This is a genomic window from Bradyrhizobium sp. CCBAU 53338, from assembly GCF_015291665.1.
In the GTDB taxonomy this organism is placed as follows: Bacteria; Pseudomonadota; Alphaproteobacteria; order Rhizobiales; family Xanthobacteraceae; genus Bradyrhizobium.
In genome coordinates, this window is record NZ_CP030048.1 from 2,288,980 (window position 1) to 2,301,560 (window position 12,581).

Sequence of the window (12,581 nt, forward strand, 5' to 3'; positions counted from 1 at the left end):
GCCGGGCGACCCGGTACGCCGAGACGGCAGTGAGTGACCAGACGGGGTCGCGGCGCACGCGCGGCCGTCCTCACCGCTTAATGATCTTCGTCCAGACATCGCCGAGGATCGCCGGTTCGCGCGGCGGCAGATAGGTCAGGCCGGCCTGCCTGCCGAGTTCGGCGATCCTCCCCTCGGCGGCAAGATCCGTCAGCGCCTTGTTGACGGCCTCGATCAGGGCGGGATCGCTGCCCAGTCCGACATAGCCGCGATTGGCGCCGATCGGATAATAATAGCCGGAGGCTGTGACTGCCGTGTCGGGATGCGCGGTGCGGTGGGCGTCGTAGCGGGCGAGATCGATCAGGGTCGCGTCATAGTCGCCGCGATTGAGTGCGCCGAGGAGATCGTCGCGGGCCGGCACGAGATGGGTGATATTGTCGATCAGCCGTCCCTTGTCGAAAGTCATCAGGATGGCGTCGCCGAGAGAGCCGCTTTCGATCGCGAGGCGAAGACCGGCGAGATCGCCGATGTCGGAAACCTTGCGCTCCCGCGCCTTCGGCCCGAGTACGACCGTCATCGGCGAATACACGTAAGGCCTGGTCGGCGCGAGCGCGCCGAGCGTCACGCGGCGGCGGCGGTCGTCGCGCGTGGCACCCGCGAAATCCGGCAAGCGCGCCGTCGGCACGCCGGGCTTGACGAGGGAATCGGTCGTCAGCGCGTAGCCGCCGACCAGCGAGCAGCGGCCGTCGGAGAGCAGTGCATTGGCTTCGAGTTGTGGACTCGAATCTTCATCCAGCTTGCTCTCGAACCACTGGATCTTGAGCGGTCGTCCCATTCGGTCCGCGATCGCCTGCGCCAGCAGGACGTCGAAGCCTGAATCCGGCTTGCCGCGGTGATGCGCCGAGAGTGGCGGTCGATCCTCGTCGAGACAGACGCTGAGCGGATCGGCCGCCCAAGCCGACGTCGCCGGAGCCGCAAGCATCGCGGCAAGACCGATCGCTGCAAGCCGTACCCTCATGGCTTCCTCCGGCTCGAGATGAAGGCCCAGAGATTGCCGATGTCGTCGTCGCTCAGGACATCGCCCCAGGGCGGCATCCTGTTGTTCTTGCCGTTCTTCACGGTGGTGACGAAGCGCGTCTTGTCGTCAGGGAAGGCGCGCAGGTCCGGCGTGATGGTGCCCGAGTTCATCAGGTTGGGGCCATGGCAGTGCGAGCATCTCTCGGCATAGGTCGACTTGCCGTGGTCGATCTGCGCCTGCACGGGATTGCCGTTTGAATCATCCGCGGCACGGACGGTCGCCGCAAGCGCGACCGTCAGCACCGCGACGGTGGCGAGGATCGCCACCGTCTTGTGAGCTGTGTCTTTCAACGCGTGTTGCCGCTACTGCTTCACCGCAAAGACCCACAGCGAGCCGCCGGGCGGCACCTTGGCCAGCCGCTCGTCGCCGGAGAACAGCGAGTAGACGCCGCCATAGCCAGAGGTGACGGCGATGTACTGCACGCCGTCCTGCTGCCAGGTCACCGGCTGCCCTTCGATGCCCGAGCCGGTCTGGAACTGCCAGAGCTTCTTGCCGTTCTCGGCGTCGAAGGCCTCGAACTCGCCGGTCAGCGCGCCGGTGAAGACGACGCCGCCCGCGGTCGACAGCACGCCCGAGAAGCGCGGGATGTCGCTTGCCGCTTCCCACTTCGCCTTGCCGGTCATCGGATCGATCGCCTTCAAATGGCCGCGCGGTCCGGTGCCCCACTCCCAGGGATCGGTCAGGTCCATGCCGAGATACCATTCGCCCTGCTTGAATGTGGCCGGCTCCGACTTGTACTTGCCGCCGAAGGCGAGCGTGTTGGCGTAGGCGAGGCCGGTCTGAGGGTTGAACGACATCGGCTCCCAGTTCTTGCCGCCGAGGATCGACGGATAGACCGTGACCTTCTTGCCCTCGCGTGCATCCTTGACGACGTCGGTCTCGATCGGCCGGCCCGTCTTCATGTCGACGCCGGTCGCCCAGTTGACCTTCACGTAAGGATTGGCCGCGATCAGCTTCCCGTTGGTGCGGTCGAGCACGTAGAAGAAGCCGTTGCGGTTGGCATCCATCAGCACCTTGGTCGGCTTGCCCTCGACATTCATGTCGGCGAGGACCATCTCGGCCACCGCGTCGTAGTCGAACGGGTTGTTCGGCGAGAACTGGTAGTGCCACTTGATCTTGCCGGTCTTGGGATCCATCGCCAGCACGGAGCAGGTGTAGAGATTGTCGCCGGGGCGCACGGCCGCGTTGAACGGACCGGGATTGCCGATGCCCCAGTAGACCGTATTCAGCTCGGCATCATAGGAGCCCGTGATCCAGGTCGAGCCGCCGCCGAGCTTCCAGGTGTCGCCCTTCCAGGTGTCGCCGCCGGGCTCGTCCGGCGAGGGAATCGAATGGGTGCGCCAGAGATGCTTGCCCGTTGCAGGATCCCAGCCGTCGATGAAGCCGCGAGTGCCGAACTCGGCGCCGGAGATGCCGGTGATGACGACGCCGTCGGCGACCAGCGGGGCCACCGTCATCGAATAGCCTTCCTTGATGTCGGCCGCCTTCTGCCGCCACAGCTCCTTGCCGTCCTTGATGTCGAGCGCGATCACGTTGGCGTCGAGCGTGGTACGGAACAGCTTGCCGTCGAACAGCGCCGCACCGCGGTTGATGATGCCGCAGCAGACGATGCGTGGCGTCTCGGCTGGATATTCGATCTTGGTTTTCCAGATCTGCTTGCCGGTCTTGGCGTCGACCGCCATGGTCGCATTGTGAGAGGTTACGTAGATCACGCCCTGGTACACCAGCGGCTGCGATTCCTCGCTTCGATCGTCGTTCAAGGAATAATTCCAGACCGGGACGAGATTCTTGACGGTGTCCTTGTTGATCTGGTTCAGCGTCGAGAAGCGCTGGAGATTGTAGCCCATCCCGTAATTGAGAACGTTCGACGTATCGGTTGCGCCCTTGACCAGCTGATCGGTCGTTTGTGCGCTCGCAACCGAGCATGCGGATATGACGAGGCTCGCGGCCATCGCAAGGCGTTTCATCCGTTCCTCCCAATATGCGCGTCTTTTGACGCTGCGGTTGCAACACTCGACTCGAATGCAAAACCCGTCAATACGAAAGTCGAAATTTCGCTGCCGATATGTTGGACGCAAGATGCCGGTCACCTGACGGAAACCTGGCGACCCGCTCCGACTTGTGTGCAGACGCTGAAAAAATTCCGTAGCATGAAGCAGGGTAGCGATGGGCTGTTGCGCCCGAACGGTCTAGTTTCTCCGTTGTGCGGTGCATAGGCGGCAATCTCGGACTTGAACCGGGACGTCACTGTGCACTTGTGTCGCTCGATCCCCGATCGCATCGGGGTCCATGGTCAGGGAGGTCACAATGATATCGCGTCGCACAGTTGCGCTTGCGCTCACCATCGCTGCGCTGTCCGGTCCGGCCTGGTCGGCATCCGCCGGTGCCGTCAAGACGTTCGACACCGACAATGACGGTACGCTCGATCTGGCCGAGGTGAAGAAGGCCGCCGCCGCGCTGTTCGCAAGGCTCGATCCCGACCATGACGGCACGCTCGACGCGCGCGAATTACGCGGACGGTTAACGGCGAAAGAACTCGCCGTTGCGGACCCCGATCACGACGGCACGCTGACGCTCGACGAATACCTCGCCGTGGTGGAGCAGCGCTTCAACGCCGCGAATCCCGACAAGGACGGAACGCTCGACGCCAAGGAGCTGAATTCGCGAGCGGGGCGCGCATTGCTGCGATTGTTGCGCTGAGGTCAGCCGCGCTTGACTGAGAGCGAAGGCGATTTGCCCGAGAGTGAAATTTGCGTGTGCGGCGCGATACTTCGCTGTGTTCGCGATCCGATTCCAGACTTGCGCTGTGCTTGAGGCAGCCCTAGGTTTTTGCCGGCGCGATGTCGCGCTCAATACCTGGGGAGACCCCGAATGGCCTGGAAAGCTCCGAAGATCGTGGAAGTGCCGGTCGGCATGGAAATCAACATGTACGCCTGCGCTGCGCGCAAGTAAGACTGACGAACCTGCCGCGGCTTCGATGGCGGAGGCCGTCGAAGCCGTGGTAGTGTTCTGCATGCGCTTGGGGGCCTCCACATTCTGGACTGCGGTTGCGTGTGCCGTCGCGCTCGCGCCGACAGGTGTGAGCGCCGAAGAGGGCTTCGACACCGAGCACATTTTCGGCTTCCTGATCGGCAGCGATGTCGGCAATCAAGGCGAGCGCGAATTCCAGACCCAGACGACGGGACGTTTCGGCAAGGGCGGCGGCACCTATCGCGCCCTCGAGCACGAGGTCGAGATCGAAATCGTGCCGCTGCCGAATTTTCGCGTCGAGGTCGGCGGCACCGCTACGCTGCACGACATCACCGGCGTCCCTGATATCGACGACCGCCGCCAGTTCAATTTCCAGGGCCTCTCGCTCGATTTGCGTTATCGCCTGCTCGATCGGGAGAATGCCCCGTTCGGGATGACCGTCGCTGCCGAGACCCATGGCGATCGCATCGACGAAGTCAGCGGCGCGAAGGGGCGGATGTACGGTACCGACTTCACGCTTGCCTTCGACCGTGAACTGATCCCGAACTTTGCGATCGGTGCGCTCAATCTGATCTACCAGCCGGAATGGGCGCGCTTCGAGGTATCAGGGCTGTCCGAAAAGAACTCCACCATCGGTGCGGCTTTCGCCGGCATGGTGCGGGTGCGGCCGAACGTCCTGCTCGGCGGGGAGATGCGCTACTTCCGCCAATATGAGGGCATCGGTCTCGGCGAGTTCTCGGGACAGGCGCTGTTCGTCGGGCCGACCGCCTATGTCCAGCTCTCCGAGCAGTCGCGGCTCACTTTGAGCTGGAGCATGCAGGCCTGGGGACGTCCGGCCGGATCGGGGGCCAATCTCGACCTCGTCAATTTCGAGCGCCACCAGGCGCGGCTGGTGTTCGGGATTAACTTCTAGCTGCTGTCTTCGTCTCTCCCCGCGTGCGGGGAGAGGCCGGGATTTGCGCAGCAAATTCCGGGAGAGGGGGACTTCCCGCGAGCCCAGCTCTCACCGCCCCCGTGGCGGCTCCCCCTCATCTTGACCCTCTCGGCGCGAGCGACGCTCGTCGCGGCCTCGCAAGCGGGGAGAGGGGGGAACAGCAAGAGGCGTTTCTCACTTTCGTTTGAAACTTCCGGGTGCGGGAAACGTAGCCCTTTGTGCTAGTCTCAATCGTTCCCGCGCGAGGATCCCGGCATGAATCCGATCGACCTGGTGGTGACTGTGTGTGCGGTGCTCTCGCCTGCGACCTGCGAGGAGCAGCATCTGGTGTTCAATTTCGGCGGCTCGCCGGCCCAGTGCTCCATGGCCGCGCCGCCCTACATCGCCCAATGGATCGGTGATCACCCGAAATGGCAGGCGGTGCGCTGGCGCTGCGAATACCCGCATACGCATGACAGGGCGTGACGCGCTACTTCGTGCAATCCTTCAAATCCTTGTCGGCGATCGAGAACACCGCGTCCGCCTTGATCTCGATGTCGCGGACGATGCATTGTCGTGAATTGGGATAGCTGACCCTGGCATCGTAGCGGCCGGGCTCGATGCCGGTGATGCGCAGCCGCTCGTCGTGGTCGACCTCCTTGTCCTTGTCGTTCAGGCATTGGTTTGGACCCCAGTCGGTCTTGCCCGATGGTGCGAGCTGGAAGCCGGAGATCGTCTCGCTCGTCAGATTCCAGAGCCGGATGCCCTTGCCTTTGGTCTGTGCGAGCGCCGCGCCCGGCATCGCAACCAACAAAATGCCGATCGGAATCAGCTGACGGCGCATCGTGGCCTCCCTCGACGATCTCGTTCGATGCAGTTGATCACGAGATGTCATTTCGATTCAAGCTGCAACGCCGCAAGGTCCGCCCTGATACGGGCAAGCTCGACCTCACTGCGCTCCGCGCGCGGAATCGAGATCGGCACCTGCTGCACGATGCGCGTCGGGCGCGGTGACAGGAAGAACAGGCGGTCGCCGAGACGTATCGCATCATCCAGGCTATGGGTGACGAGCAGCGTCATGACGGAACGGCTCGCCACCAGCGTCGCGATCTCGTCGCGGAGGCGGCCGGCGAGCGCGTCGTCAAGCGAGGCGAGGGGTTCGTCGAGCACCAGCAGATCAGGCTCGACGGCAAAGGCGCGGGCCAGTGCTACGCGGCGAGCGAGGCCCAATGACAATTCGCCGGGGAAGTGGCTGCGATGCGCCTCCAGCTCGAGGATCCTGAACAGCTCCGACAATTTGGCGTCGGTGACGTCGGGCGCGGCGAGGCGCACGTTCTGCTCGACCGAGCGCCACGGCAGCAGCCGCGGCTCCTGGAACACCATGCCGATCCGTGCCTCCGGCGGGCGCGCGACGTGGCCTTCGAAATCGCGGTCGAGCCCGAGAATGATCCGCAACATCGTGCTCTTGCCACAGCCGGACGGGCCGATCAGCACGCCGACCTCGCCGGATTCCAGCGCGAATTTCAGTGGTGACAGCACCTCGTGCGTGCCGCCCGCAGCGCTCCTGTAGGTCTTGCCTGTGATCTCGACCTCAAGCCGCACGGGGCCGCCACCGTGTTGCGCGGGCCTCGAACGGCTGCACCAGCGCCGTCTCGATCACGAGCACGACCGCGGCGAATGTCAGCGAATAGGCGAGCAGCCGCGGCGTATCGAAAAGCTGGAAGGCGACCCCGATCTCGAAACCGACGCCGTTCGGCCGTCCCAGGAGTTCGGCGACCAGCACGATCTTCCACACCAGCGACAGGCCGGAGCGGGCAGAGGCCGCAATATAGGGTGCAAGCTGCGGCAGCACGACGTGCCGGAAGGCGCGCCAGCGCGGTATCGCGAATACGATCGCCATCTCGTCGAGCGAGCGGTCGAGTGCGCGTGTGCCTTCACGCAAGGTGACGACCGCGGTCGGCAGTTTGTTGATGGCGATGGCCGCGATTGCCGCGGCCTCCGTGAGACCCGCCCAGATATAGGCCAGCACGATCACGACCAGCGCCGGAAGGTTGAGCAGCAGGATCAGCCAGGGATCGCCGAGCCGGTCGGCGAGCTTCACCCGTCCCATCAAATAACCGATGGCGCTGCCGAGCGACATCGCCAGCACGAAGGCCAGCGCGACGCGCGCCAGCGTCGCACCGAGATGCAGGAACAATGCGCCGCTCGCGGCTTCTGCGATGATGACGTTGAGCACCGCAGGCGGTGAGGGCAGCTTGGCGCCGCCGACGAACAGCGCGGCGGTCCACCAGATTACGAGAAACAGGGCGAAGGAGAGCAGGCGCAGCACCTCAGTCTCCGGGGACTGCGTGATAGAACGTGCCAGGGTCGAGCTCGGCGGCCGGCCCGACCAGGTCGCGGCCGCCGATCTCGGCCAGCACGCGATAGAGCACGCGCGCATCGGTCTCCTCGTCACTGATGCTCCGGCGCGGAATTCCGTCGCGATAGCGGTCGCGGTAGGTCTTCAGCATGGCCGGATCGGTCGCGCCTGTGAGGGGAGCGATCTTGTCCCAGGCCGCATCCGAAGTAACCAGCAGCTGCTTGGCTTTGCGGGTCATGGCGATGAAGCGCGCCACGGCGTCGCGATGGTTCGCGGCCCAGCCCTCGTCGAAGACGTAGCCGACCGCGGAGACCGCGCCCTTCGCGCCGAGCTTCGGCAAGATCTCCTCGATGCCGGCAACGCGCCGAAAACCCTTGGCCTCGAGCTGGGCGCAGAAATTCCAGAAATTCAGGCTCGCATCCATCTCGCCGTCGAGCGCCTTCGCGGCGATCAGAGGCGGCGCGCCATAGACGATCGTGGCATCCGACTTGAGGTCGATGCCGTCCTGCTTCATCCGCGCTTGCAGCAGCAGCCAGCTCTTGTCGATCGGACCGCCGCCGACCGCGAGCTTGCGGCCCTTCAGGTCGGCCAGCGTCTTGATCGGCGAGGCCGGCGGCACCATCACCGCGCCGAGCGCGCTCGAATAGGGATAGAAGGTGAGCCTGGCGCCGAGCGCGCGCTCGCGCGACACCCACAACCAGTCCGACAGCATGATGTCGGCATTGCCGGCGCGCAGCGCGATCTTGCCGGCCTCGGGGCTCGCAAGCTCGGTGACCTCCAGCGACAGGTTGGCCTCCTTGTCGAGCCCGGCCGCGCGGATGGTCGCCAGTTCCCAGGAGAACGTTCCAGTCTTCTGCACCGCCAGGCGGATGACGTCAGCGGCATGGGCCGCCGTGCCCAGCGTCAGCGCAATCACGAGCGCCAATGGTCGTGCCAGAACTCTCATCACCTTGTGAGCCATTTCCTCTTATAGGTGCTTTTCAGGACAATAGGCATAGCATAGCTTCCATCGCAACCAGCGGGAGGATGCTCATGCGTTTTGCGGGACGGGTACGACCGATTGTCGCCGCTCTGGTTGTGCTCGCAGCGACCGCGTATGCGGCTCGGGCCGAGGAGGCCAATGATTATCCGACCTCGGCGCGCGCGGAATATGTCTATGGCTGCATGAAAGCCAATGGCGAGACGCGGCAGGCGATCGAGCAGTGTTCCTGCTCGATCGACGTGGTCGCCTCGATTGTCTCCTACGAGCGCTATGTCACCGCCGAGACCGCGCTCAGCATGTCCCAGGTCCGCGGCAATCTCGGCACCCAGTTCCGGACGTCGGAGCAGGCGAATTCGGCCGTGAATGATCTGCGGCGGGCGCAGGCCGAGGCCGAGGTGAGGTGTTTCTGATTTGGATTGTCATTCCGGGATGATCCGAAGGATCGGACCTGAGCTGCGCAATTGCGCACCATAGTTCGATGCTTCGCAGCGCCCCGGAATGACGGCGTGGCTGCTATGTCGCGGGCTTCTCCACGTCCCACTCGTTCCGGAACACGTGTCCGTCCGTGTCCTTGGCTTCCGCGCGGAAACGCTTGGCGCCGTTGGAGACGTAGGTGAAGCGCAGATTGGGATCTTCCGAGATCGAGATGCCGCCTTCCATCGACAGCACCGGGCTGTCGCCCTGCGTCAGCTTCAACTGGTTGATGAAGAAGGCGGGAATATAGAGCTGTGTGACCTGGTCCATCTGCAAGCCGGAATTGTTGGGATGGCCGATCATGATCTGCGCCTCGCGAATGCGGCTTGCCGGCGCATCCTCGCGCGCGAATTGGCGGTAACGCATCTGGCCGAGCCGTTTGTTGGCCTCCTCGGCATTCTTTCCGGCTGGCGCCGAGCATCCGCCCGACGCCTTCACGTAAGTCTTGGAGACGTAGAGCTGGCCGTCGCTGAGCTCGGCCACCGCATGGACGTCGGTGTAATTGTTGACGCGAACGCGCGTGGAGATCTCGGTGACGTTGGCATCCGCGCCGAGTTCGAACTTCGCCGCCATCGGCGCCGGGTTGCGATCAATCACCAGCGTGATCGAGCGGATGCGCCTGGCGTCAGCGGGCGACAGCTTGCTGCGCAGGGTCACCGGCACGATGGCCGCGTCCTCGGCGCGATAGGGCATCTCGATGGCGATGACGTCAGCGCCGTCGTTCATCGGACGGTTGTTGAAGATATCCTGCACCAGGCCCGGCCAGGGATCGTAGGCCTCTTCGGCGCTCGCAGGCAGTGCGAAGGCGATGCCGAGCAATGCGGCGATCAGGGGCAGGCGGCGTGTGCATCCCATCATGGTCGTGGTCTCGCACGGTCGAAGCTGTCGTCCGACAAAGGTAGCGCGCCCGCTACTCCCATTCAATTTCAGAAAATGCTGCGGTTGCGTTGCGGGCGTTGTAGTCGTCGAACAGTTCCCAATTCGGCCGCTCCGTCGCGGCCGCCTTGTCGGCTGCGGTCCGGATCTGCTCGCCCTTCTTGTTGGAGGTACGGACGTCCGACAGCAGCGTCGAAAGATAACGCCGCTCATCCGACAGTGCGGCAGGCCAATCGCTCACAGGGCCGTGACCGGGAATGACGCGGACGGCCGGAACGGCCTCCAGTTCCTTCAGCAGGCCAAGCCAGCCGCGGATGCTGCCGTCCATCACCGGAATGTGGCGGAGAAAGACCAGGTCGCCCGCAAACAACGTTTTCGTCGTCTCGTCGAACACTGTCAGATCGCTGTCGCTGTGCGCGGCCGGCCATGCCCGCAAGGTTATCAGGCGCGATCCGAGATCGAGCGTCATGGCGTCCTTGACTAGCACGGTCGGCGGCACGATCTTCACGGGATCGATCAACTCGGCGCCCATGATGCGCCGGAAATTATCGAGATAATACGGCCCGCGCGTTGCCAGCGCCTGTGGCAGCCTGTTGTGACCGACGAAGCTGGTTCCTTCCGCGACAAAAGCTGCATTGCCGAAGACGTGGTCCGGATGGCCGTGGGTATTGATGACATAGCGTATCGGCTTGTCGGTATGGGACCGCACCGCCGCAAGCAGTTCCTCGCCCTCGCGACGGCTGCCGCCGGTATCGATCACGGCCACCGCGTCCTTGCCGACGATGAATCCGACATTGGCAATGTCACCCTCGTTTTCGCGGGTCATCAGGGCGATGGCCCCGGAGTGCACGAAGATTCCGGTCGCGACTTCGCTCACAGGCAATTCACCCGCTCCGGCGCGTGCTAGCGTCGCTGCCGCCAGCAGCGACAGGGCTGCGATCTTTGACGTGAGATGCGACACTTTTCCGCCTCAGTTCAGGTTTCGCCGCATTGCACTGCAACACAACGAAGCCAGCGCGAAGTTTGGCACACATGGTGCGTCCTGCCTTGCATGGATAGCATTCGAACGAAATGAGGAGGAAGCGCGATGGAGGCCGGACGACATCGTCGCTGGTTGTTTACACTCTGTGTGATGGTGGCGTCTTGTGCGATCGGCGACGTCGCCCGCGCGCAGACGAGTGACGGTGGTGATCTCTCGTTCGAGCTGGTCGACCCCAAGGTGCTGCGCGTCTGCGCCGACCCGCGCAACATGCCGTTCTCCAACGAGAAGGGCGAGGGCATCGAGAACAAGCTCGCCGAGCTGTTCGCCGGCAAGCTCCAGAAGAAGCTCGACTACGTGTTCTTCCCGCAAGCCACGGGCTTCGTGCGCATGACGCTGGGCGCGCATCGCTGCGACGTCATCATGGGCTTCCCGCAGGGCGACGACATCGCGCAGGGCACCAATCCCTATTACCGCACGACTTATGCGCTGGTTGCCAAGGCCGGCAGCGGACTCGAGGATGTCGACACGCTCGAGGATCCAAAGCTGAAAGGCAAGCATGTCGGTATCATCGCCGGTACGCCGCCGGCGACCAACATGGCGATCGCCGGGCTCATGCGTGACGCAAAGCCCTATCCGTTGATGATCGACACGCGCTACGACAACTCGGCACAGGCTATGATCGACGATCTTACCTCGGGGAAAATCGACGCCGGCGTGCTGTGGGGACCGATGGCGGGCTACTATGCCAAGAAAGCCGGCGCGCTGCACGTGACGCCGCTGGTGAAGGAAACCACCGGTCCCAAACTGGTCTATCGCATCGGCATGGGCGTGCGCGCCGCCGACCAGAACTGGAAGCGGCAGCTCAATAAGTTGATCCAGGAGAACCAGGGCGAGATCAACAAGATTCTGATCGACTTTGGCGTGCCTCTGCTCGACGAGAACGATCGGCCGCTCGCTGTGGAGGCGGCCGGAAAGGCGCCATGAGACGGCCTCTTGCCGCTGCGTTCCTCGCCGCCGCCCTCGTGGTGCCGGCTTTGGCGCAGCGGCAGCAGGAGCCGTTCGAGCCGGACGGCTATCGCACCGACAATTACCGCGCGCCGGTGCCGGCGACGCTCGAGGGCGCGCGCGTGCTGACGACCGCGGAAGCCGAGGCGATCTGGCGGGCGAAGAGTGGCGCCTTCGTCGACGTGTTGCCGCGCGCGCCCAAGCCGAAGAATCTTCCTGCAGGCACGGTGTGGCGCGATACGCCTCGGAAAAACATTCCCGGCAGCATCTGGCTGCCGGACACCGGCTACGGTGCGCTGCCGCCGGTCATGGACGATTATCTGCAGCGCGGGCTCACGCAGGCCTCGCACGGCGACAAGGCCGCGCTGCTCGTGATCTATTGCCTCGCCGATTGCTGGATGTCCTGGAACGCCGCCAAGCGCGCGCTGGCTTCCGGCTATACCAACGTTGCCTGGTATCCCGATGGCACCGACGGCTGGGAGCAAGCGAGGCTGCCGACGGAGGACGCGCAACCCGAGCCGCGGCCGGAGCAGTGAAGCAGTGCCTCGGTCGGGGAGCGGTAAGCCCTACTGCTTCTGCAACTTCGTCAATGTGCCCGACCCGTCGGTGTTCGTGACGGCATAAGTCACCCTGTCGCCGGCATGGACGGCATCCAGCATCGCGGCGTCCTTGGCCTTGTACTGCTGGAGCGCGCCGGCGCCGCCGGCGCTGCCGCCGACCGTGCCCTTCTGCGTCTGCTGGATCGAGATCGTGTTGTTGAGCCTGTTGATGCCGGTGACCATCCCGGTCATGTCGTCAGCAAAGGCACTGGATGCCAGCACCGTGACGGCCGCAGCACCTGCGAGGATGAATTTTGCTGTTCCCATCGAGCCCTCCCGTTGCTGGAGATTCACAGGACAAGCCATCCTAGATCGATTTGGTTCCGGCAGATAGCGCCGCAAACATTAACGATCGCGTTGATAT

At 64.0% G+C, this 12,581-nt stretch carries 17 protein-coding genes; 7 read left to right on the forward strand and 10 right to left on the reverse strand.

Annotated features, from left to right (window positions below):
• Positions 1-70: 70 nt before the first annotated feature.
• Genes XH90_RS10745 through XH90_RS10755 form a run of 3 tightly spaced genes read right to left on the reverse strand, consistent with a single transcriptional unit; the run spans position 71 to position 3,024 of the window.
• Positions 71-997 (reverse strand): ABC transporter substrate-binding protein, encoded by a 927-nt coding sequence (locus XH90_RS10745; protein ID WP_194481173.1) that lies wholly within the window; start codon positions 995-997, stop codon positions 71-73.
• On the reverse strand, positions 994-1,347 hold the full coding sequence (locus tag XH90_RS10750) for a cytochrome c (RefSeq protein ID WP_194481175.1): 354 nt from the start codon (positions 1,345-1,347) through the stop codon (positions 994-996). Before XH90_RS10750 ends, XH90_RS10745 begins: the two co-directional genes overlap by 4 nt.
• Positions 1,348-1,359: 12 nt before the next feature.
• Positions 1,360-3,024, reverse strand: a complete 1,665-nt coding sequence (locus XH90_RS10755) for a methanol/ethanol family PQQ-dependent dehydrogenase (protein ID WP_194481177.1) — start codon at positions 3,022-3,024, stop codon at positions 1,360-1,362.
• A 340-nt stretch (positions 3,025-3,364) separates the two neighbouring features.
• Between XH90_RS10755 and XH90_RS10760 the strand changes: the two genes are divergently transcribed.
• The 4 genes from XH90_RS10760 to XH90_RS10775 all read left to right on the forward strand — a co-directional run bounded on the left by XH90_RS10760 (position 3,365) and on the right by XH90_RS10775 (position 5,426).
• A complete protein-coding gene (locus XH90_RS10760) occupies positions 3,365-3,757 on the forward strand; it encodes an EF-hand domain-containing protein (protein ID WP_194481180.1) in 393 nt (130 codons plus the stop codon).
• A gap of 171 nt (positions 3,758-3,928) precedes the next feature.
• Complete coding sequence (gene pqqA / locus XH90_RS10765) at positions 3,929-4,009, forward strand: pyrroloquinoline quinone precursor peptide PqqA (RefSeq protein ID WP_012029362.1); 81 nt, start codon at positions 3,929-3,931, stop codon at positions 4,007-4,009.
• 25 nt (positions 4,010-4,034) lie between these two features.
• Entirely contained in the window at positions 4,035-4,940 is a 906-nt protein-coding gene (locus XH90_RS10770; protein WP_194481182.1) for a hypothetical protein, read from the forward strand.
• A 276-nt stretch (positions 4,941-5,216) separates the two neighbouring features.
• Positions 5,217-5,426 (forward strand): hypothetical protein, encoded by a 210-nt coding sequence (locus XH90_RS10775; protein ID WP_194481185.1) that lies wholly within the window; start codon positions 5,217-5,219, stop codon positions 5,424-5,426.
• 4 nt (positions 5,427-5,430) lie between these two features.
• On the opposite strand, the gene XH90_RS10780 is transcribed toward XH90_RS10775, so the two are convergent.
• The 4 genes from XH90_RS10780 to XH90_RS10795 are packed head-to-tail and all read right to left on the reverse strand — an operon-like array spanning position 5,431 to position 8,245.
• Positions 5,431-5,784 (reverse strand): hypothetical protein, encoded by a 354-nt coding sequence (locus tag XH90_RS10780; protein ID WP_194481187.1) that lies wholly within the window; start codon positions 5,782-5,784, stop codon positions 5,431-5,433.
• A gap of 47 nt (positions 5,785-5,831) precedes the next feature.
• A complete protein-coding gene (locus XH90_RS10785) occupies positions 5,832-6,542 on the reverse strand; it encodes an ABC transporter ATP-binding protein (protein WP_194481196.1) in 711 nt (236 codons plus the stop codon).
• Entirely contained in the window at positions 6,532-7,269 is a 738-nt protein-coding gene (locus XH90_RS10790; RefSeq protein ID WP_194481198.1) for an ABC transporter permease, read from the reverse strand. Before XH90_RS10790 ends, XH90_RS10785 begins: the two co-directional genes overlap by 11 nt.
• 1 nt (position 7,270) lies before the next feature.
• Positions 7,271-8,245 (reverse strand): ABC transporter substrate-binding protein, encoded by a 975-nt coding sequence (locus XH90_RS10795; RefSeq protein ID WP_194481200.1) that lies wholly within the window; start codon positions 8,243-8,245, stop codon positions 7,271-7,273.
• 86 nt (positions 8,246-8,331) lie between these two features.
• Here XH90_RS10795 and XH90_RS10800 point away from each other — a divergent pair, with 86 nt between their 5' ends.
• Positions 8,332-8,691 (forward strand): hypothetical protein, encoded by a 360-nt coding sequence (locus XH90_RS10800; protein WP_194481202.1) that lies wholly within the window; start codon positions 8,332-8,334, stop codon positions 8,689-8,691.
• A gap of 103 nt (positions 8,692-8,794) precedes the next feature.
• On the opposite strand, the gene XH90_RS10805 is transcribed toward XH90_RS10800, so the two are convergent.
• Both XH90_RS10805 and XH90_RS10810 read right to left on the reverse strand, forming a co-directional pair.
• Positions 8,795-9,613: a quinoprotein dehydrogenase-associated SoxYZ-like carrier gene (locus tag XH90_RS10805; protein ID WP_194481203.1), complete on the reverse strand. Its 819-nt coding sequence runs from the start codon at positions 9,611-9,613 to the stop codon at positions 8,795-8,797.
• Positions 9,614-9,665: 52 nt separating this feature from the next.
• Entirely contained in the window at positions 9,666-10,592 is a 927-nt protein-coding gene (locus XH90_RS10810) for a quinoprotein relay system zinc metallohydrolase 2 (protein WP_194481205.1), read from the reverse strand.
• Positions 10,593-10,763: 171 nt separating this feature from the next.
• On the opposite strand from XH90_RS10810, the gene XH90_RS10815 reads away from it, so the two are divergent.
• Both XH90_RS10815 and XH90_RS10820 read left to right on the forward strand, forming a co-directional pair.
• Positions 10,764-11,597: a substrate-binding domain-containing protein gene (locus XH90_RS10815; protein WP_246755863.1), complete on the forward strand. Its 834-nt coding sequence runs from the start codon at positions 10,764-10,766 to the stop codon at positions 11,595-11,597.
• Positions 11,594-12,154, forward strand: a complete 561-nt coding sequence (locus XH90_RS10820) for a PQQ-dependent catabolism-associated CXXCW motif protein (RefSeq protein WP_194481209.1) — start codon at positions 11,594-11,596, stop codon at positions 12,152-12,154. The genes XH90_RS10815 and XH90_RS10820 overlap by 4 nt, the downstream gene beginning before the upstream one ends.
• A 30-nt stretch (positions 12,155-12,184) precedes the next feature.
• On the opposite strand, the gene XH90_RS10825 is transcribed toward XH90_RS10820, so the two are convergent.
• Positions 12,185-12,484: a copper-binding protein gene (locus XH90_RS10825; protein WP_194481211.1), complete on the reverse strand. Its 300-nt coding sequence runs from the start codon at positions 12,482-12,484 to the stop codon at positions 12,185-12,187.
• Positions 12,485-12,581 lie beyond the last annotated feature (97 nt).

Bases quoted from the DNA above. Each gene is read 5' to 3' on its own strand.
- XH90_RS10775 (WP_194481185.1), top strand. From the start codon at position 5,217: ATGAATCCGATCGACCTGGTGGTGACTGTGTGTGCGGTGCTCTCGCCT.
- XH90_RS10780 (WP_194481187.1), bottom strand. From the start codon at position 5,784: ATGCGCCGTCAGCTGATTCCGATCGGCATTTTGTTGGTTGCGATGCCG.
- XH90_RS10795 (WP_194481200.1), bottom strand. From the start codon at position 8,245: ATGAGAGTTCTGGCACGACCATTGGCGCTCGTGATTGCGCTGACGCTG.
- XH90_RS10770 (WP_194481182.1), top strand. From the start codon at position 4,035: ATGGCGGAGGCCGTCGAAGCCGTGGTAGTGTTCTGCATGCGCTTGGGG.
- XH90_RS10755 (WP_194481177.1), bottom strand. From the start codon at position 3,024: ATGAAACGCCTTGCGATGGCCGCGAGCCTCGTCATATCCGCATGCTCG.
- XH90_RS10760 (WP_194481180.1), top strand. From the start codon at position 3,365: ATGATATCGCGTCGCACAGTTGCGCTTGCGCTCACCATCGCTGCGCTG.
- XH90_RS10805 (WP_194481203.1), bottom strand. From the start codon at position 9,613: ATGATGGGATGCACACGCCGCCTGCCCCTGATCGCCGCATTGCTCGGC.
- XH90_RS10825 (WP_194481211.1), bottom strand. From the start codon at position 12,484: ATGGGAACAGCAAAATTCATCCTCGCAGGTGCTGCGGCCGTCACGGTG.
- XH90_RS10800 (WP_194481202.1), top strand. From the start codon at position 8,332: ATGCGTTTTGCGGGACGGGTACGACCGATTGTCGCCGCTCTGGTTGTG.
- XH90_RS10820 (WP_194481209.1), top strand. From the start codon at position 11,594: ATGAGACGGCCTCTTGCCGCTGCGTTCCTCGCCGCCGCCCTCGTGGTG.
- XH90_RS10815 (WP_246755863.1), top strand. From the start codon at position 10,764: ATGGTGGCGTCTTGTGCGATCGGCGACGTCGCCCGCGCGCAGACGAGT.
- XH90_RS10745 (WP_194481173.1), bottom strand. From the start codon at position 997: ATGAGGGTACGGCTTGCAGCGATCGGTCTTGCCGCGATGCTTGCGGCT.
- pqqA (WP_012029362.1), top strand. From the start codon at position 3,929: ATGGCCTGGAAAGCTCCGAAGATCGTGGAAGTGCCGGTCGGCATGGAA.